Genomic DNA, 20,866 nt, shown 5'->3' with positions numbered 1-20,866 from the left:
AATTAAAAATAAGTGAAATATATATTTGCTATTGTAATAATCACTTTTACTTATGGTAAAATAAATTATAAAGAGGAGGTAACTATGGATCCTTTAAAGGTTTTTGTAACCGTAATCGAACAGAAAAATTTCTCAAGAGCAGGTGATATTCTTAATCTGTCACAGCCGGGAGTTAGCCTTCATATAAGGAATCTGGAAAATGAATTGGGGACGAAACTGATTTACCGTTCCCCGAAACAGGTTCAAATAACAGAGCCTGGAAAAATCTTATATAGGCATGCAAAGCAAATGCTGAATCACTATGAGACAGCAATAAGAGAAATTAATGATTTTAATAACGTGGTAAGTGGGACTCTAAAAATTGGGGCTAGTTTTACAATAGGAGAATATTATCTTCCGAAAGTTTTGGCGGAATATTCTGTCCTATATCCTCTAGTTGATATTCAAATTATTATTTCAAATTCTAATGAAGTTATTCAAGGCGTACGTTCTAACCAGATTGATATAGGTCTGATTGAAGGGGAAACGGATTATAAAGATATTGATGTTAACTCATTCATGAATGATGAAATGATTGTCGTCGTTCCGCCTGATCATCCACTTTCACAAATGGAAATCATAGATGGTGCCATGCTTCAGGATCAAACATGGGTACTTAGGGAGCAAGGGTCGGGAACTCGTACGTATTCAGATAAACTTATAAACAAACTAGATCTAAACATAAAACGAAGCTTTATTTTTACCAGTATTCAAGGAGTGAAAGAAGCAGTTATGGCTGGTCTTGGCATTGCACTGTTATCCCGATTAACCGTGCAAAAAGAACTGAAAACCGGTGAATTGAAGACCTTTCATTTGAAAAATGAAGCCTTTATTAGACCTTTTTCAGTGGTGAAAAAGAAAGATTTCGAAGCATCAAAAGCATTGGAGATGTTTTTAAATAAAGTGAGAGAATTTGCGATAAAAGGACAACTAAAATGATACGGAATTCTATGTATAAAAGCTGACCTCCTCATTTACACGATTGAGGAGCCTGGCATTTTTGATTTAATCGAAAGCGCTTTCGAATTATTCCTTTTTTTTAAGAACCCGTAATAGCCTTAATTTCAAGTATAAGGGAAGTTCACGAATTTCGGGGTGCAATCGTCGTGACACTAGGTACATAGATCCTGTTACATTTAGGACATATGATAATACCCACGTCATAATGTTAGTGTGGATAAAACTAGAAAGTGAAACTTCATAGATGACACTAGAAATGGCTGTAGATATCAAGCCAAACGGGAAGGTATCTGTTTCGGAATGGATGAAAAAAGGAAATCAGTTACCCTCAACCAACATTTACGTATGTTCGCTTGATTACAAACATATTATTAAATAGGAAAAGACTAGGATGCTTTTTTTGTCCCTTTATTGACTTTTTCTATTTTATATTAATTTGTAAAAGGAGCGTCCACATTGGCTATAGAGGAGCAGAAAAATAAGCGAATTTCTGTTTTCGACAGAATTATAGGATTCATGCCAAAATTATATGTGATTGGGACTATTTTGATTTTTGTTTATACACTGGTTGCGATGGCCCTATTAGGAATCCAAACGTGGAAGGAGCCTGATAAAGTCGTCAATCCCGTAAATACACAGAATCCAGCTATTTCTGAAGGCTTTGAACATACATTGATAACGTTAATCATAGAACCGATTGTAACATCTGAGTTTTATCAAATAATCTTCAACACATTATTTCTTTACCTAGTGTGGATACTACTTTTTTTATTAGCACCGATTGCTTTTTACCGGCTAAAACACTTTAAGTTTTTTAATATAGAAATTGAGATTGAAAAACAAGATGCAGCTGTTTTTGAGGTGTTTAGCGTGAGCAGTTCAAAAATGAAATTTGCAGCATATTTAACATCTGAGGAATTTCAGCTGGAGATATCAGAGGAGATTGCAAATAGCAAGGATTTTAAAGCTCCCTTAATTTATACATTGGATAGTACGATCGAGTTTTATTCCAATCAATTAGGACTTGACTTTACTTATGAAATTTATAACTTAAATCAATTCAAAAAAGCTAAGCTACCTAAATCCATCAAATCGATGCTTGATAAGTCCATCCAAACTGGTGATCCATGTATAACGAATAAAAGCAACAGTGACAGTGAATATTATAAGAATTTTCTCTTGCATTATTATGAAAACCTAGACGGCAAATTTGTCACGGTTTTAAGCAGTTATCAAACGGAATTCGATACCTTCGATAAATCACTAATAAAAATTCTACACAATGTCATATACGATTATTATCTACAATATAACTATATATATGATGTAACGTTGACGATGGTGAAGAATGAAGAAATTTCATACAATAAATAAAAACCACCCTACAAGTGGTTATTTTTTTTTGTAAGGTGATTGTTAATTATATTTTGAACGATTACATTATTACCAATAAGCTCAGAAGATTTCTTTACGTGTTGCTCTCTAAAATCCATGTTTTTTATTTTCTTAGACTTTTTCCCTTTTTTAAAATTATTGAAGGCGTTTAGAAAGGCTATTTGGATCACTCCCCTTATAGATTAGTATATTCATATTATTGATAAAGTTTCTAATAAAAAAGTCTCGTTAGAAAAAAAATTTTAAAGGTTTTGTATATAAATACGAGCCTTTAATAAGGTTAATTTCAATATAATATTTTTATAGAGTAAGTCAAGACGAAGTCTACTTGGCTCTAACATTTCTGGTTAGCTTTGTGTAGCTATATTTACTTAAGCATTATGAGTTTCTTTCTCAAAAAGAGAAATCTGCCTTATTGCATCGAGCTTAGCGACACCAGGATGAGCTTTCATATTCTTTATTTCAATTCCTCTTTGTGTACTTTGTAATATTGTTCATGATTTATTTTGAATTTTAGCACTTATTGCCTCTTCGTTTTTCATGATTTTCACGAGTAGGATAGCCCAATAACTATTTAACCTGAAAATGGTGATACGACTAGAAGTGAGTGAACAAAATTCAAAGGATTCTAAGAACATTACAAAGAGGGAATAAGGTTCTTCTTATTTTGAAATCAAGGAATAATCCCATTTTTTTAAAAGAAATAAAGAAATTCAGTAAAAAATATTGTATAGTTAAAAAGCAAGGTGTTCGAACAAACATTCGATTGTGATATGGAAGATAACTTCTTAGAAGAACAGGAGAGAGACAGTGAACGGGACAGCGCATATGGCATTAGGAGCAGCAGTGGGATTTTTAACAGCAAACACACTTCAAACCGATCCAACCACTACTTTATTCTTAGTTGGGGTTGGGGGTGTTTCAGGTCTAATGCCCGACATGGATATTGACGGAAAGTTAAGCAATAGAATTACCTTTTCACACAAGTTCATCCGAACTTTAGCACAAACCATCGGGATTCTCATGATTATTTATAGCGTTTTGGAAGGTTCTGAAACGGAAAAGTGGGTTGGTGTAGGAGCAGGAATTGGCATTATTATAATATCTACATTTATAACGCAAAGGCATATGCTGACCCTGACAGGATTAGGGGTATTAGGAGGCGGCCTATCTTTACAGGAAAACTGGTTATGGCTGTTAGGTATCTATATAATTCTAGCATCTTTCACACCTCATAGAAGTTATACGCATTCGATTGCTGGCATCGTTTTCTTTGGCGTCATTGCTCATCAATTCGAATCATCTTTGGGGATAGAGGGGATTTTCACTACTTGTATATTAGGCTACATAAGTCATTTAATTGCGGATATGAAATTTTTACCTTTTAATAGACGAGGAGTAAAGTTATTCTTGCCATTTTTCTCAAAGGAATTTTAAGTAAAAGAAACAGTGGTTCTGTCAGAACCACTGTTTCTTTTACTATTCATCATGAGATATGGTATTTTTTGATAAAGTAAAAAAATATTAAATATAAAATAATAGGAAATGATAACTATTATAGGGTAAATTTAACTTATCTTCCTCATTTTCAGATGATACGACTCTTGATCAGTTAGAGTTTTTGGACAGACGCTTAGATAGAATAGTGGAGATTGCATGAATTCGTATTAATGTATGCAATCAAACAAAGTGAAAAAGTATAAAAATGGAAGAATAAAAATTGATGGAGTGTATGGAAGAATCGTTTTTGGTGTTTATAACGCAACAAGAAGGAGAAAAAATAGAGAAAATTATTCGCGTTCTCGGAGATTTTGAAAAAGAGAGTTTTGATGTTAATACCATACATGAAATGGTAGTACGCCCCAGGTTCTTGATTAAATAGTAGCATTGAATCTGAACTACAAAATAACAAAGGGATTTGACAGACTCGAGTATGTTCACTTGATAATCCTATTACACGACCACATGCAAAAATAATTTGTTCATTTGGCTTTACAACTGAAACAGTGTAAACTAATTTTGTTATTAACAATATCAATGCAAAGGATGTCAAACATGAAAAAACCTCGTATTGGAATGATAGGTTTAGGAAGTATAGCTCAAAAAGCATATTTACCAATCCTTACTAAAGAAACGGATTGGTCATTTGTAGGTGCTTTTTCACCAAGTAAAGATAAACGAAAAATGATTTGCAATCAGTATCGTATTCAAGATTTTAATAGCTTACAAACACTCGCTGCAGAGTGTGATGCTGTTTTCGTACATAGTTCCACTAGCTCACATTTTGAAGTCGTATCTTCTCTATTAACTAAAGGAATAGATGTTTATGTCGATAAACCATTAGCTGCAACTGTTGCTGAAGCTGAAAAATTAGTAGAGTTAAGTGAAAAATCACGAAGAAAGCTTATGGTTGGATTTAATCGCCGCTTTGCTCCTATGTATGTACAAGCAAAACAACAAGCTCAAAACATAGCATCAGTTCGTATAGAAAAACATAGAACAGATAGTATGGGACCTTATTCTTATGATTTTAGAATGTTAGATGATTATTTACATGTAGTTGATACTGCAAGATGGTTAGCTAATGGTGATTTAGATGTGCTGCATGGAACAGTAAATATCAGTAGTGAGAATTACCTTGTTTATGCAGGACATGTTTATAAATCCAAGGAGGGTATACCTTTCTTTACAGACATGCATCGAAAAGCAGGTACTAATCTTGAGAGGCTTGAACTATTAACAGATGGAGCAATTTTAAGTGTTAGGAACATGAATACTTTAGAAATTGCTTCTAATAACAGCCACTCAACTTCATTTTCTCCATCTTGGGATACAACGTTAAAGCAAAGAGGATTTGAAGATGCTGTACAACATTTTATTAATTGTATTCAAAATGATGAGAAACCACTGATTGATGGACTAGAAGGTCTGAAATCTCAATTGTTAGTCAATCAATTATTAAAAGCAGTAGCCAAATAAATAATATCAATTTAATGATATTGGAGCGCTTTCTAACTTTTTACAAAGAGTCTAGCAAAAAAGAGACAAAATTTCTTAGAGTAGAAAATTCGTTCCTTCTTATGGCGAAAATTACTTAGCTTATGAATAAAACTAAACAGATAGTACATTTTTATAATGTAGCCCCTTTGATTGAATCTGCTCAAGTTGTTGGTGAAGCCATACATTCAGAAACAAACTCTGTTAAAAAGGGCTACAAACGGTTTTACAATAAAGTTATCATCGAAAAAAGTTAACACAACAAACATAAAAGTCAGATTAGATGAACATTTCGTGATTGTATCTGTATAAATTAAAAAAAACCTCAAATGAACACGAAAGACACTACCGGTTTGGGAGTGTCTTTTTCTTTATTATATATAAATGCTCTTGGTTAATTCAATAGCTATAGAGTGAAGGAAGTTAGAGTTATTAATCTATTTGACCCATTTCTCTCATACAGATTTTTAAATACCCTGTATGAGAATATGGAACATAATTTAGTAACCTTTAATTTAACTCATAGGAATTACATAATGATTATCTTTCAGACTTATCACCAGTATTATTGGTAGTTGTCTTTGAGTCATTCGCGTGTTTAACGCCTTTACTTACATAAGGTTTTGCGCTCTTTTTCTTGTTGGCACTAGTTTTCCAACGATTCCAACCCTTCTTACCCGTTCCCGTACCTGTACCCTTACCTGTTCCAGTTTTAGCCTTAGCTTTACTCATGAAATCACTCCATTAATATTGTATGGTTAGTTTAAACCATTTTACTTGATTATTATCCAAGTATGTTGAAATATACATCAACTAAGGAGATAAGTACAGAGAAAGGCTCAATAAATTTTAAATTGATTTATTTTTTTCACCAAAATACAAAGGGAATCCGATATTGACATAAGACATAAAAAACTGAATAAGGGGTACTTTTTGATTAGAAATAATGCTAACAAAGAGAGAACAGAAGGGAAGATCTTTTTAAAAAGTGAAAAAGTTATTTAGTATAGTACAAAAGCTTACATATGCATCTGTACGGTGTAATATCTTAGCTAATGATTTTTTTAAGCGGTTACTGAAATGGACTAAAAATATTCAAAAATTATAGGGATTTGTAGTTTACTTTATGAAGTTAATAGTAATGAATGTTGATTATAGCCTATTGATGGAGATATTAATAAGATCCTAATTGAAAGAATTATGATAAATTAAAAAATCCCCTTACCATTTTGCTCCTTAATAATTTTTAAGAAACCTCTTGCTGATGTTGAAAAATATCTTTTTTTTGAACGGATAAAACCACAAGTTAAATTGGAGCGTTCATAATTAACTAAGGGAATTATAATAATTTGACCATTAATAACTCTTTCATCATTAATTACAGTAAATTCAGAGAGGAAACTAATCCCTATCCCTTCGGCTATCGAGTTTTTTATCGTTTCCGTATTAGGAGATTCAAATAAAACCTTAAGGGGTCCATATTGGCGTATTATATCATCTAAAATAGGTTTGGTTATGGTATGTAAAATTAATTTTTGATTTAGTAATTCTTCAGGTGTAATACTTTCTTTGAAAGCAAGAGGAGAATTTTCGCATACACAAATATACATTCTTCCTTGAAATAATGTATCAAAATGCAATACATTTTTATTTGAATTTCCCCACTTAATCCAAGTCATTTCATCAACCGTGATGAAACCTAGATCATGCTCATTGTTTGAAATTTCCCTAATTACATTCTGATTTTCCTCAATAATAATCTCTGTGTTTGGATATTTTTTATTAAAGGCGGAAATAGCTTTAGGTAAAAAAGTAAGTAAAGTACTCGGGCTAGCAACTATTCTAAGTTCTTTATCGATATTTGTGCTCTGAAATTTTGCTTCTCTTTCTAAGTCTACTAACAAATCGCTAATTTTATATGCTTTTTCTATTATTCTTTTTCCTTGTTCTGTGGGTTTGGTTCCCAACCTTGATCTTTTAAATAAGCTTAATCCAAATTTCTGTTCGAAATTTGATAAAGACTGACTTATAGTAGCTACAGAAACATGAAGGTTATTTGCTGCCTCAGTAATCGAACCTGTTTTTGCCACTTCAATAATATATTCAATTTGTTGTATTTGCATAGCATATTCCCTCCTTTCTTTAGGAAAACCTAAAGTAACCTTAATATATAACTGATATACTCCTATTAAAATTCATTATAGGATAAATTTAGAATATTTCAATAATTATAATTTATCAGCTAAATATACGATTGTGAGGAGGAGAGGTGATTATGGAAAGAGTACACAACGAATAAAGTATGGTGCTGGTAACAGATATTTTAAATGAATTTTTCATAAGAAAGCAATGATTAGAAATGAAAGCCCTTACAAATTGATTGGATTTTAAATTTATTTCACTAAGTAATGATGAATAAGAAACTCTACAAAAATACTAAAAAGAGGTGAAACAGATGAGTGGAAAATACCGCTATTTCTTAATGATGATGATTACCTTTATTACAATTATTAATTATGTTGATCGCTCTATAATGGCTTATGCACAGGAGTATATAATAAATGAATATGGATTAAATGCTAAATCATGGGGGCATGTATTAGGTTTTTTTGGATACGGATATATTTTTGGCGGTTTTTTTGGAGGACTATTAGCCGATAAAAAAGGTCCTAAATTTGTGTGGATGCTTTCGGCTGTTACTTGGTCTATATTTGCTTTGGGTATGGGGGTTTCAGGGGATATTGGTATTGCCGTTTTTGGAGGTTCTGCACTTGCAGGATTTGCTGTATTTCGAATCTTATTTGGATTAGCAGAAGGACCTGCTCTTGTAGGCAATGCCCGGACGTTGGCAAATTGGGCACCTGTAAAAGAAAGAGCATTTTTGAATGGAATAGGTATATTAGGAGTCCCATTTGGAGCTTTAATTACGGCACCAATTGCCGTATTTTTAATTTCTACAGTAGGTTGGAAAATGATGTTTGTCGTATTGGGAGCGATTGGTATAATTTGGGCGATTATATGGCGCAAAATATTTACAGATTATCCTGAAGATCATCCCCTTGTTTCAAAAGAAGAACTAGAAGTAATTCGTTATTCTAATGACATAAAAAAGAATGAAGGTGGAGATAAGGCCATTTCCCCCTGGTATCATTTTTTTAAAAGTCCAACATTAATGTTAAATTCGATTGCTCACTTTTGTGCGAACTACATTAATTTTTTAATTTTAACCTGGGCTCCAAAATACCTGCAGGACGTCTTCAATTACGATTTAAAAGCGTTAGGTTATCTAGGGATGATTCCTTGGGCATTAGCCTGTATTACTGTTCTACTGGGACCAAAAATCTCAGATATTCTATTTAAAAGGACGAACAACTTGTGGATAGCAAGATCGGGACTATGCATGATTTCATTTATCCTAACAGGTTTGTTCTTTACACTCATTCTTACTGTTAATTCTCCATTAGTCATTTTACTCTTAATGTCATTGGGGACTGGTTCTTCATTTTTAGGTGGTGCTTTGTTTTGGGTAGTCATTCAGGACACTGCACCTACAAGAGTTGGAGCATATACAGGGGTTAACCATTTCATAATTAACGCAGCTGCTATAGTCGCTCCGACCTTAACTGGTTATCTTGTCATGACTAATGGTTATCCAGCGATGTTTATTGCAGCAGTAGTGGTTTGCTTAATTGGATTCATCCTGATGATTTTTGTTAAACCAGGAATAAAAAATAATCAATCAGAAGTCATAGTAAATAATGCTCGTATGTAAATATTGCTCGTATAATTGAAAACTATTCGATTCAAATTGCTAATGTTACTTAAAATTTAAAAGTGTAAAAAATATATGTTTTGATTTAGGTAATCTTGAACGCTTCACTCTTTCTTTAGGAAAAATTGAAGTAACCTTAAAATTTAAGTGATTTACACTTAAAATCACCTAAGATAGAATAAATTTAGAATATTCAGATAAATTTAAAAGCCACCAAAATTAAAATGGAAAAGGGGAAGAGACATGGATTTTAGATTAACTGATGAGCAAAGAATGGTACAAGAAACAGTTCGAGATTTTGTTGAAAAAGAATTAGCGCCACTCGAAAATCAAGTGTTAAGAAATGAACGTGAAGGTAAACCTGGAATTACTAGGGAGGAATTACGTAAACTTCAATTAAAAGCTAAGGACATAGGTTTTTGGGGAATTAACTCTCCAGAGGAATATGGAGGAGCCGACTTGGGTCCTGTAATGAGTAGTTTAATACAAATGGAATTAGGTAGAACGATTGTTCCTTTTGATTTTGGAGGACATGCACCAAATCTTTTATATATAGCACTTAATGAAGAACAAAAAAAGAAGTATTTATTGCCAGTTGTTGATGGAGAGAAAATTGCTTGCTTTGCATTGACAGAATCAAGTTCTGGTTCAGATGCTTCAAATATGGAAACAACTGCTGTGAAACAAGGAAATGAGTGGATTATTAATGGGGAAAAGATATTTATTACTCATGGTAGTGAATCAGACTTTGCCATCGTATTTGCAGTAACAGATAGACAGAAAGGTATGAATGGGGGAATCACTTGTTTCCTAGTTGACCGCGAACTGGGGTACCGTTCTGAGCCAATTCCGGTGATGTCTGGAAGTCATCATGAACCTGCAACGCTAGTTTTTGATAATGTACGTGTTCCTGAAGAAAATGTTATTGGAGAAGTGGGAGATGGCTTTAAATATGCAATGGTGTTCATTAACCATAATCGTGGATGGGTTATTCCTTCTTGGGCTATTGGTGGTGCTGAACGTTTATTAAATATGGCAATAGAATGGGCAAATAATCGTGTTTCATTCGGAGAGCCACTTGCTGAACGTCAAGCAATTCAATGGATGATCGCTGATTCTGCTACCGAAATTGAAGCAGCAAAATGGATTTTTCTCCGTTCTGCGTGGATGGCTGAACAAGAAGGATCATGGAAAACTGGGCAAGATAGCATTCAATTCCGCCATCAGTCCTCAATCTCAAAGTTATATTCGACTAATATGATAAGTCGAGTAGTTGACCGCGTTTTACAAATTCATGGAGGTTTAGGTTATACAAAAGAATCGCCTGTAGAGCGCTGGTATCGTGAGGTAAGAATTTGGCGTATTTTTGAAGGTTCAGATGAAATGCTCCGCCGTTCAATCGCTACTAATTTACTGAAAGAAAAAGTAAAAGTCGGTGAATTGATGAAAGCAGGTAGTGAATTTGTTTTGAATTAACTCTATTTTTAGAAAAAGATCCGAAAATTAGTAAGCGTTTACATTTAAGAGAGTAATAAAATTTATTGAAATAAAATCCTAAATGAGAGTGAGTTGAAATACAAGATATACCTTTAGTCTACTTCCTCTTCAAGGTGGGTGGTGTGAACATAAGTGTCAGACTGTCTTTCAATTATTGCTTCATACTAAGCAGTAAGATACTATATCAGTATTTTTTGGAGAGGGCATCCCCTAATGAAATGCCCTCTTAGTTTCAAATCGAATAGTTAAGGTATATATCATTAATTTTTTTAGGGGGAGGTATGAAATGGGTACAGATTTTGATCTAATTGTCCCAGAATACTATAACATTGCTTGGGACATTGATGGCTATGCTGATGGGGAGCCCCAAGTAGCTATTTATTGGGAAGATGCAATAGGAATCACAAAGACCTTAACCTACCAAGAGCTCCGCCATTTATCAAATAAATTTGCTAATGTCTTAAAAAACATTGGTTTAACAAAAGGGGATAAGATTTTAATTGTCCTTCCAAGAATTCCTGAGACATATATTGCTTATATTGCTGCTTTAAAGTTAGGGTTAGTTATATCTCCCGGTTCAGATATGCTTATGCCTAAGGATCTTTTATATAGAATTAATCAATCACAAGCTAAAGCAATCATTTGTTATCATACCTTAACAGATCGGGTCCATAAAATTAGTTCAGAAACGGTGAGCCTTAGATATTATCTCACGGTTGGCGGCGAAGTGGAAGGATGGCAAAACTACGAGAATTTAATCAAAGGAATGCCATCAAAATTTGACCCTGTTGCAACCCGTTCTGATGATAGCGCTTTCCTTTGCTATACATCTGGTGCGACGGGGAATCCAAAGGGAGTAATACATGATCATGGATGGGTTTATGCACATCGAGCGTTATCCGTAAAAATTGGGTTTAACTGTGGACCGGATACTCTGATTTGGAGCACTGTTAGTCCAGCATGGATAAAGTGGGTACACAATGCCTTTATTAACACGTTAGGGTCTGGTGCTACAGGATTAGCTTATAACGGTCATCTTGATGGGGAGAAATATTTACAAATGATAGAAAAATACAATGTAAACTTTTTATGTGCTACCGCAACTGAATATCGCAAAATTTCTAATGTCGATCAATTAGATCGTTTTAAAATTTCTAGTCTAAAAAATGCTTTAAGTGCAGGGGAACCTCTTAATAACCAAGTTATCGATAAGTTTAAGAGACACTTCAACGTGAAGGTTGGAGATGGTTATGGACAAACAGAAAACACTCTACTAATTACATCATTAAATGACATGAATGTAAAACGAGGGTCACTAGGAAGATCAACTCTGGGTGATCTGGTAAGAGTTAATGATGATAATGGGAATCCATTACCATTTGGGGAAGTGGGAGTGATTGCAGTACACCGAAGTGTTCGAGGTTTATTCAAAGAGTATCATAATGATCCGGAACGCACGAAATCAGTATTCCATGGTGATTGGTATATGACTGGTGATCTTGCGAAGATGGATCAAGACGGATATTTTTGGTTTGAAGGTCGTTCAGATGATCTCATAATAAGCTCTGGCTACACCATTGGACCATCTGAAATAGAAGAGGCTCTGCTAAGTTATGAAAATGTGAAAGAATGTGCTGTTGTACCAAGTCCTGATGCAGTTAGAGGAGCCGTTGTAAAAGCTTTTGTTGTCATAGATAAAAAAGTTATACCGTCAGATAACCTAGTAAAGGAATTACAGAATTATGTAAAAACAATTACAGCTCCTTATAAATATCCAAGAGAAATTGAATTTGTTTCAGAACTACCCAAAACCGTCTCAGGTAAGATTCAAAGAGGGAAATTACGTCAGTTAGAAAAACAAAGAAAACAAATAGAAAACATAAAAACTCAAACTGTCCCTAAGGATGAATAATATTATGAATTAATAATTCTAATAATAATGATGATGATAGTGAATGTTGTTTCCGTAGTCGTAGCATATATTAACATAATTTTTTAAACAGTAATGAGCTCGCTAATGTCAAGGGGGAGCTGAGGTGCTTCACATAGACCATGCGTTACTATAAATTGGACAGACCGGTAGAGTGGACACATCTAGTTTAATAATCACCTTGTATTTTAATGAGTAATCTAAAACCAAGTCTTGAAGAGATTAAAAGGCCTAGTATTACCTCCTGAATATCGAAAAGTAAATATAAGTATTCCTCCTTTTTATTGGAGAGAAGGTAAAATAATGATGAACTGCCCTAAATCAAGCTTTTGATTTGTGTAATTGTTGGTATGTGATTTTTCATTGAGTAACAGGCACGGTTAAAAAGCACCTAATGACCTTAATACAGATATAACGACAACGAGAATCAATCCAATAAATTACCTTAAGTTGCAGTCTACATTAATTAACCTCATAAGAATTGAAAAGACACAGCCTGATTGAGGAGTGTCTTTTTCTTCACATTTTATTTGAATATTTTAAAAAGGTTTTGAGTTTTGTCACCGTTATTATTGCTGACATTTTGAATCATTCGAGTGTTTAACGTCTAACTACATATGTTATGTTGATCGTTCGGTTTTTTTACCTTTCTTGCCCGTACGTTTATCCGGTCTTAGCCTTAGCTTTATTTATGATATCACTTCATTAATATTGTATGATATTTTAAAGAATATTCTTGACTAAAATCAAATTAGGTTGAAAACTCACTAACTATCTAGATAAGTACAGGTTACTTCATTATTATAGATCTCGATTTTGTTAACCAGATGCTTATCCCTATTTTTTTACATATAGTTAAGTAATGCATAAGGGTTAATAATACAGCACCTGTATTCATGCCTAAGATGATGCCTCCCATGTTAAGAGAGGCTTGGGAGCCGAGAATATACATCATCACAAAGGCGACGATATGTGACCACACAGTATGGAAAAAAGCCTCTTTAACTAAGCCTAAGCCAATAAGATAGGCTTGCATCGGAATAACAAAAAAGTGAAAAAGAAAATAAGGACATAATAATTTTAAATAATAAGCAGCTGAAGTGGAGGAAAAAAAGAGTGAGGTCAAAGGTTCCGCAAAGAGATAAATAAAGACCACTGCAGGAACCCCATACAAGATTGTAAAAGACATCGATTTTTGTAATAAAACTCTCAATTTTTCCTCATCCTGTCTCTTGTAAGCATTCGATACATTAGGGATAAGCATTATCATTAGTGAATGAGCAATAAAAGCAGGGAAGAAGCCGATAGTCATCGCAACTCCTGTGAGCATCCCAAAATGTTCAGTAGCCATTACCGCGCCGAATCCTGCTGAGAGAAGGGCAGCATGAATCAGAAAAGGTTGAATCGCATTTGTTATTGCGTGAAAGATTCTTAGTCCCATAGTAGGTAGTGAAACCTCCAGCAACTTTTGACGTGCATATCTACCAGAGGTACGCGAGTTTGTACCACGCTTCATAATACGCATTTGAAGAATCAATAGGCTAATCAGGTATAAGAAGACGAGGAACTCACTGCCTATTAAAACAAAGAAGGCCATCAGCAGGGACTTTTCCTGGTTAAAATTAAATAAGGTAAAGATGAAGAACAGCAAGCCAAATTGAATAATATCTTTTAAAAAGTTGGAAAATGCAATCTTTCCCATCTGCTGAACGCCCATAAAATATCCTCTTGCAATCGACGAAAAGGCGACTATAGGGATTAAGGTAATAAGCAGCCATTTTATATATGGGTGGTATCTGTCCATTATGGATGAAAAGGTAAGAATAAAAGGCATGACGACACACATAACCAGCACTACAACCATAGCCATTTTAAGTGCATGTATCACAAGATTATAATGCAATGTGTGTTTATTTTCTGCCACGAATTTTGAAATGGAAATATGTAATTCAAGACTGGCAATCACATATATCAAAAAGAAAATCGGCAATATAGACATATAGAGCCCCATGCCTTCTTCTTGTAATTCCCTGGCTAGGATCATGTTCACTAAAAATTCGATACATTCACCAAAAAACGCTGCGACAATCAAAATGAGCGTTCCTTTATAGAAAGATTTCATGTTGGCACACTCCTAACAAAGGTGTTTGTATAAGATATGAGACATGCCATGGAATATTCATAAGGAAGGACATAAAGCGGAGGTACTTATTGACTTATCATGGTTTTACTAAAAAAATATAGATTAAGAATATAAGTTTTTTTAAGAACTACCTTAATGGAAAGTGAGCATAGTTTAACCTTCACATTAATCTTTTCATACTAATATTTTTCCCCTTAAATCGTTCAGAAAAAAGTACGGAAATAAAAATAACAAAACCCTGTTGGATTTTGCTAAGAATTTTCATTTTTATCGTTGATAATCCTCTTTGTTTTATTTGGGGCACATTGATTTAATCCATAGATTTTTCTTTTCAGCTAATGGCACATTATCGTATGGTGAGCGTATAGATAGATGTTACTTTAGAATAAAGTTTGATCATTTTCAGGGTTTAAGTACGACGAATACTCTCCGTTATATAGGAAGTTACCTTTATGCACTATGCAATAGTTTATTTAAATTGATTTTGTCATCGTGATATTCGTAATTTCATAGCCCGACTTTTCATATAATCCACGTGCAATTTTGTTATGGCCAAAAACGTGAAGTGAAATCTTCTTCATTCCTAATTCTTTAGCGATAATTTCAATTTCTTTCATTGCATTCTTACCATATCCCAGCCCTTGATATTGCTCAAAGATAATAAAATCATAAATAAAGCCTTCGTCATTATTTTTAGGTGATTTTTGTGCAATCCAAATCGTTCCGACTATGTGTTGGTCGTGAAAGATAGAGAATATATAATTAAACTCGGATTTTTCACCTTTTGGTAAAAGTTGAGTAAATTCTTTCCTAGAAAGATCCATTGCTTCATCTTCACTCCAATTTCCAGAAGCAACTTTGTCTTTTGCATAGTCATCAATTGCATGAATAATATATTGCTTAAAATCCTCTTGTTTAATAGGTTTTAATGTAACCATTTAATTCCCTCCTAATATATTGATAATTCTTCTATTAAACATAATATATTTTAAAAAAACTATCGCATACCTGTTAGCTTAATAATGTTAATTCCTCTTTTTTTATAAATGATGAGACTTTATCCAAAAGCCACAATAGACGCTTAGAGAACATAGTTTTTTTAAAAATTAATTCTAATTCAAGTCATCGCATATTTTGCGGAAAAACCAAAGCTTTATCTATATTTGCTGATTATTTCATTCTCATGATGTCCACTCTTAAAGTGACCTTTGTTTTATTATTAAAAGTTTTGGCTAAACCAGATGAACTTAGTTAAAAAAATTTAGTGATTTTTCAATTTTCCACTAGATTAGAAATGCCGGATAAATAGTAAAGGCCTTCTACTAGAGGATATATTCACTTTGTAATTCAGCCTATATTTTGCTATTCTGTATTCAGAGGAGATGATCAAAATGAAATTTACATCTATTAGTAAGTCAGACATTGATGAATTATGCATTGCGTTTGAAAGTTGTTTAACACAACATGATATTACATTCAAATATGTAGATATGACAGAAGATAACGGAATAATCTCGTTTATTTTTTGCAATGATCCGGAAAAGGCTAGATCAGTCGATTTAGAAGGCAAACAGTTTATTGGATTAGAAACAGATTACATAGCCAAGGAAATTTTGGAGCCAATCCTACCTCGGTTAAAAGAATATGCAAAAAAATAAAATCATCGTTTAAGATGATTTTATTTTTTTGATTAATTACATATTTGTTATCCTAAATTAAAAGCTGCTGTTATTTTTGAGGGTGAAATGGTAAAGGGATTCCGTTTTAATGCAAAGTCTACAATTGCTGGAAGCAAACGAATTTTCAACTTTTAGTAAACGAGTTAAACCTTTAGCTACTGATTTGAAGTTTTTTTATCTGAAACTAAGAGTTTGTTTCTTTTGGACAATACAATACTATTAGCCTTGTTGCTTTACTGACTCGATAAGGCTAGCTGTTTCCGAACATCCATTGACTCTTACAAATTAAATTGGAATCTTACACTAAGTCCCCATTTAAAATCAAAATGGGGACTTAGTGTAGCTAACAATTATTATTTGATACATATGAATTTAGTTAAAGAACACGAACTGCTTTTACAAAGCGAGGTTCCCAGTAAGAACTGTTAATGTTTGCATAAGATACACCTTTAGATGTTGAAGCATTAAGCATTTGACCGTTACCGGCATAAATTCCTACGTGATTAATTACTCCATCATTATTGGTATCAAAAAATACTAAATCTCCTTTTTGCAGGGTGTTCGAAGATACAAGTTTCCCAACCTGGGATTGAGCCGATGAAGTTCGTGGTAAGGAAATACCTACAGCTTGGAATGCTTTCAATGTGAATGAAGAGCAATCAAATATATCTGTACGTGATGTGCTTGCACCATAAACATACCTAGCCCCTAAATATTTCGCACCAGCAGCTAATATTTTATCAGCTTGTGCTGAATTAGTTGATATGGACTCTTTTTTAGCTACAGATGATGTAGCTTTTCCAGAAAGTTTAATAGACTGACCAATATGAAGAGTATTTGCATTTGAAATGCTTGGATTTAAAGAAAGTAAAGAATTTACAGTTGTATTATGTGCTTTAGCAATTTTGTCTAGGGTGTCACCTGATTTGACTGTATAGGTTTTACTTGAACTACTTTTGCTAGCCGTTGAACTAGATGTAGAGGCTTGTCCAGATACACGGATAGATTGGCCAATACGAATACGATCTGAATTAGAAATATTAGGATTTAATTTAATTAATGCACTAAGAGATAGATTATATCTTTTAGCAATTGTAGATAAAGAATCCCCAAGTTTAACCACATATTTTTCTGTTGTATTAGTAGTGTTATTCGTATATTTGTTGAATTCATTAATCTTTAAAACTTGACCTGGAAAAATAAGATTACTAGTCAAATTGTTTTTAGATTTTAATTTTTGGACAGTCGTATTATGTGTTTTAGCAATTTTGTCTAGGGTGTCACCTGATTTGACTTTATAGGTATCACTTGAACTACCTTTGCTAGCCGTTGAACTAGATGTAGGGGCTTGTCCAGATACACGGATAGATTGGCCAATATGAATACGATCTGAATTAGAAATCTCAGGGTTTAATTTAATCAATGTACTAAGAGAAAGATTATATCTTTTAGCAATTGTAGATAAAGAATCCCCAAGTTTAACTACATATTTTTCCTTTGTATCTGTACTTTTATTATAGTTGAATTCATTAATCTTTAAAACTTGACCTGGCAAAATAAGATTACTAGTCAAATTGTTTTCAGATTTTAATTTTTGGACAGTTGTATTATGCGCTTTAGAAATTTCGTCTAGGGTGTCACCCGATTTAACTTGATAAGAACTTGCATAAGCAGAAGTGCTGGCAAATAGGGTACCTATAATAGTTCCCGCGAGAATAAAAGAGTTTTTCGAATTCTTCATATAGGAAAGTTCCTCCTGATGTGGTAAAAAAATATTTAACCTTTATATTATAGGGCTATGAAATATATAAAAACCATGACAAATAGAATAAAAAAGTGTTTCTAAGATTACAAAATAATTTCTAATGTTACAGTTTCGTTGCTAGATGTCGTGTTTTAGGACAATTGGTGTGTATCAATGATAGTTATCTATAGGTTTCTTCTATTGATAATATAGTAATTTTCGGTAGAGATAGATCCTGTTGAAGGGTTTTAGAAAGAAAGTTGATAATAATACCTTTTAAAAAGAGGTATAAAGCATAGAGAATATAAAATCTGAGGGGAACTAGTAAGGTGGTTTGGATGCTCAAAAAAGAGGGAGATGGAACAATGAAGAAATTACTTACTGGTTTGGTAGTATTCACAATGGTCCTGGGGATAACTTTTTCAACCACCTCTGCATCTGATGGGATTTCACTATTCGCAAAGCTGGGATAGAAACTCTATTTTGCGGAAGGACACTCATGGGGTGAAAGTCTCTTGTTATTCGAGGAAGGAAAAGATCTGCAGATTTAATCTTGCATGGACAGTCATGTTATACGCCGTAGTTATGTATTTCGTTTATGGATAAAAAGAATTTGGCGAAGAGAATTTATAGTCGCTCAGTAATGACTGCAGCAAAGGACAATCTTTCAGACACCTGGGTTACCATAGTAAAGGTAGTATGAATCATCGGTTCTCATTTTAACCACAAATTTCCTGCTTTTAAAGCAGGTAAGGAAAAAAGAAGTTGTTTAATAGTTGTTTAGTGTAAAAATACTCTGGAAATGAGATATCTCCAGAGTATTTTTTCTTTATGTAAATACTCTCGCGTTGATTTTATGTAATGCCCAGTATGAAAAGCAATCTTATTTAACAAAGATTGCTTTTCATTACTTTACTTTCTTCTCTAGATAATCTGGACAAGATTAAATGACCATTTTTTTACCAGAATTTAATTCCACTTCCTGTTGTGGTGTATTTACTTGCTTGTTTTTCTTCACCTTAAAGTGATAAACAGCATAACAACCAAGGAAGAACGATCCGCCGCAATAAAGGGCCATCCGCTGTTCAGGAACAAATGCTAGACTAATCATGACGATGCAGTTTGCTATTAAGGCAAGAATGGGAATGAATGGATATAGTGGTACTTTGAATTTTAAATTTTCTACCTTTCCACCCTTACGGATATATGATCTTCTAAAAGCAAGAAGAGAGGCCGCAATGGCAATCCAGCCAATTTGTGCTCCTAATCCTGCAAGGGAGAGAAGAAAAACAAACACTGTTTTTGCAGCTACTACACTTGAAAGTAAAGACAACCCGGCTATTGCAAGAGTGATAAGTAATGCATTTAGTGGAATTCCTCTCTTATTTACCATACCGAGCTTTGGACTTGCCATTCCTTCTCTAGAAAGCGAGTACAGCATTCGTGTCGCCGCATAAAGGCCGGAGTTTGCAACTGACAACAAAGCCGTGAGAATGATAAAGTTCATAATGTCCGCCGCATAAGGCACTCCTATGCTATCTAGTACAACAACGAATGGACTTTCAGCGATTCCTGCTTTTTCCCTTGGAATCAATGCTGAGAGTACAGAGACTGAAAGCACAAAGAAGAAAAGAGTTCGCCAAACTGTTTGTTTGATAGATTTAGGTATGACCTTTTCTGGGTTTTCACTTTCTCCTGCTGCAATTCCGATTAACTCTGTGCCCTGGAATGAAAAGTTCACTGTAATCATTGTAATAAGTAGGGCCGATATCCCATTTGGAAAGAGGCCTTCACTGAAAAAGTTGGAGAAAAACGGTGCCTCCTGTCCGCCTTTCATATCAATAATACCAAACATAGCAGCACCGCCAACTACGATAAACAGTATAATGGCCAATACTTTAATGCTTGAAAACACAAACTCCGATTCGCCAAATGCCTTTGCTGATAAAGCGTTTAGTAAAAAGATGAGAAAAGCAAAGATTGCACACCACATCCAAACGGGTGATTCAGGAAACCATCTTTGCATAAGTTGTCCCGCTGCCAAAAACTCTAAGGCAACTGTAACTGCCCACCCTAACCAGTATAGCCATCCAATGGCAAAGCCGGTTCCAGGACCAATGAATTTTGTCGCATATGTCTGAAACGAACCGGAAACAGGCATGGCAACCGATAGTTCACCGAGACAAAGCATCGTTAAATACATGATAAAACCGCCAACTATGTAAGAGAGAATAGCACCGATGGCCCCTGCTTCATGAATGGTGTAGCCTGAACCAATGAAAAAGCCTGTACCAATACATCCCCCTATTGAAATCATAAATAAATGTCTTGCTTTCATGCTCCGTTTTAATTCATTTGGTTGATTTTCTACTGTTTTCATTGAAAAACTCCTTTACCTGATGGGTGCAAACGGTTTCATTTATGTTAGGACGTTTTTAGGGAATTAATGTTTCTCCATTAACAAGTTTTATGCTTTGATTTCAATCTTAGGTGATATTATCCCTTGAATAAGAGATTGCTTCTGCATGTAGAGAAACAGGAGTTAACATAGGTACCAATGCAAAAATAATTTCGATGACGTCTCTTAAGAAAGAAAAAGAAGCCAAACGTCTGGAAACTATAGATATAAATTGATTCATGTGGGCCATCCGTCAATGGGGAAGAAGCCCGCAGATGACAATATGGGCTTTTTTCAATGGACCATCTTTTT

Annotated in this window: 15 protein-coding genes; 9 read left to right on the top strand and 6 right to left on the bottom strand. The window is 34.0% G+C overall.

Going from position 1 to position 20,866, the window contains the following annotated elements; all coding sequences use genetic code 11:
• The first annotated feature begins 84 nt into the window (after positions 1-84).
• The 4 genes from RE409_RS15305 to RE409_RS15290 all read left to right on the top strand — a co-directional run bounded on the left by RE409_RS15305 (position 85) and on the right by RE409_RS15290 (position 5,373).
• Entirely contained in the window at positions 85-978 is an 894-nt protein-coding gene (locus RE409_RS15305) for a selenium metabolism-associated LysR family transcriptional regulator (protein WP_201185095.1), read from the top strand.
• Positions 979-1,455: 477 nt separating this feature from the next.
• Positions 1,456-2,373: a hypothetical protein gene (locus RE409_RS15300; protein ID WP_056523624.1), complete on the top strand. Its 918-nt coding sequence runs from the start codon at positions 1,456-1,458 to the stop codon at positions 2,371-2,373.
• An 831-nt stretch (positions 2,374-3,204) separates the two neighbouring features.
• Positions 3,205-3,831, top strand: coding sequence for a metal-dependent hydrolase (locus RE409_RS15295; RefSeq protein WP_201185093.1), 627 nt, complete (start codon positions 3,205-3,207; stop codon positions 3,829-3,831).
• Positions 3,832-4,449: 618 nt separating this feature from the next.
• Positions 4,450-5,373 carry a Gfo/Idh/MocA family protein gene (locus RE409_RS15290; RefSeq protein WP_201185091.1) on the top strand — a complete coding sequence of 308 codons (924 nt, stop codon included), beginning with the start codon at positions 4,450-4,452 and terminating at the stop codon, positions 5,371-5,373.
• A gap of 558 nt (positions 5,374-5,931) precedes the next feature.
• Here RE409_RS15290 and RE409_RS15285 read toward each other — a convergent pair.
• Together RE409_RS15285 and RE409_RS15280 are read right to left on the bottom strand one after the other, a co-directional pair.
• Positions 5,932-6,123: a DUF3934 family protein gene (locus tag RE409_RS15285; protein ID WP_201185089.1), complete on the bottom strand. Its 192-nt coding sequence runs from the start codon at positions 6,121-6,123 to the stop codon at positions 5,932-5,934.
• 476 nt (positions 6,124-6,599) lie between these two features.
• Entirely contained in the window at positions 6,600-7,514 is a 915-nt protein-coding gene (locus RE409_RS15280) for a LysR family transcriptional regulator (protein WP_201253591.1), read from the bottom strand.
• A gap of 332 nt (positions 7,515-7,846) precedes the next feature.
• Between RE409_RS15280 and RE409_RS15275 the strand changes: the two genes are divergently transcribed.
• The 3 genes from RE409_RS15275 (at position 7,847) to RE409_RS15265 (ending at position 12,572) form a co-directional block, all read left to right on the top strand.
• Positions 7,847-9,163 (top strand): MFS transporter, encoded by a 1,317-nt coding sequence (locus tag RE409_RS15275; protein ID WP_309557777.1) that lies wholly within the window; start codon positions 7,847-7,849, stop codon positions 9,161-9,163.
• 243 nt (positions 9,164-9,406) lie between these two features.
• Positions 9,407-10,639, top strand: a complete 1,233-nt coding sequence (locus RE409_RS15270) for an acyl-CoA dehydrogenase family protein (RefSeq protein WP_201224256.1) — start codon at positions 9,407-9,409, stop codon at positions 10,637-10,639.
• A 307-nt stretch (positions 10,640-10,946) separates the two neighbouring features.
• A complete protein-coding gene (locus RE409_RS15265) occupies positions 10,947-12,572 on the top strand; it encodes an acetate--CoA ligase (RefSeq protein WP_309557776.1) in 1,626 nt (541 codons plus the stop codon).
• A gap of 808 nt (positions 12,573-13,380) precedes the next feature.
• Here the strand turns inward: RE409_RS15265 and RE409_RS15260 are convergent.
• A complete protein-coding gene (locus RE409_RS15260; RefSeq protein ID WP_201185083.1) occupies positions 13,381-14,712 on the bottom strand; it encodes an oligosaccharide flippase family protein in 1,332 nt (443 codons plus the stop codon).
• Between the two features lie 494 nt (positions 14,713-15,206).
• Complete coding sequence (locus RE409_RS15255) at positions 15,207-15,671, bottom strand: GNAT family N-acetyltransferase (protein WP_201224258.1); 465 nt, start codon at positions 15,669-15,671, stop codon at positions 15,207-15,209.
• A gap of 453 nt (positions 15,672-16,124) precedes the next feature.
• Here RE409_RS15255 and RE409_RS15250 point away from each other — a divergent pair, with 453 nt between their 5' ends.
• Positions 16,125-16,391 (top strand): hypothetical protein, encoded by a 267-nt coding sequence (locus RE409_RS15250; RefSeq protein ID WP_201185081.1) that lies wholly within the window; start codon positions 16,125-16,127, stop codon positions 16,389-16,391.
• Between the two features lie 397 nt (positions 16,392-16,788).
• On the opposite strand, the gene RE409_RS15245 is transcribed toward RE409_RS15250, so the two are convergent.
• Positions 16,789-18,153, bottom strand: coding sequence for a C40 family peptidase (locus RE409_RS15245; RefSeq protein WP_201185079.1), 1,365 nt, complete (start codon positions 18,151-18,153; stop codon positions 16,789-16,791).
• Positions 18,154-18,494: 341 nt separating this feature from the next.
• Here RE409_RS15245 and RE409_RS15240 point away from each other — a divergent pair, with 341 nt between their 5' ends.
• Positions 18,495-18,629: a hypothetical protein gene (locus tag RE409_RS15240; RefSeq protein ID WP_274606979.1), complete on the top strand. Its 135-nt coding sequence runs from the start codon at positions 18,495-18,497 to the stop codon at positions 18,627-18,629.
• A gap of 470 nt (positions 18,630-19,099) precedes the next feature.
• On the opposite strand, the gene RE409_RS15235 is transcribed toward RE409_RS15240, so the two are convergent.
• A complete protein-coding gene (locus RE409_RS15235; protein ID WP_201185077.1) occupies positions 19,100-20,536 on the bottom strand; it encodes an amino acid permease in 1,437 nt (478 codons plus the stop codon).
• Positions 20,537-20,866: the final 330 nt, after the last annotated feature.

The organism is Peribacillus sp. R9-11 (genome assembly GCF_031345095.1).
Classification (GTDB): Bacteria; Bacillota; Bacilli; order Bacillales; family DSM-1321; genus Peribacillus; species Peribacillus butanolivorans.
This window is presented reverse-complemented; position numbering and strand designations above follow the sequence as displayed.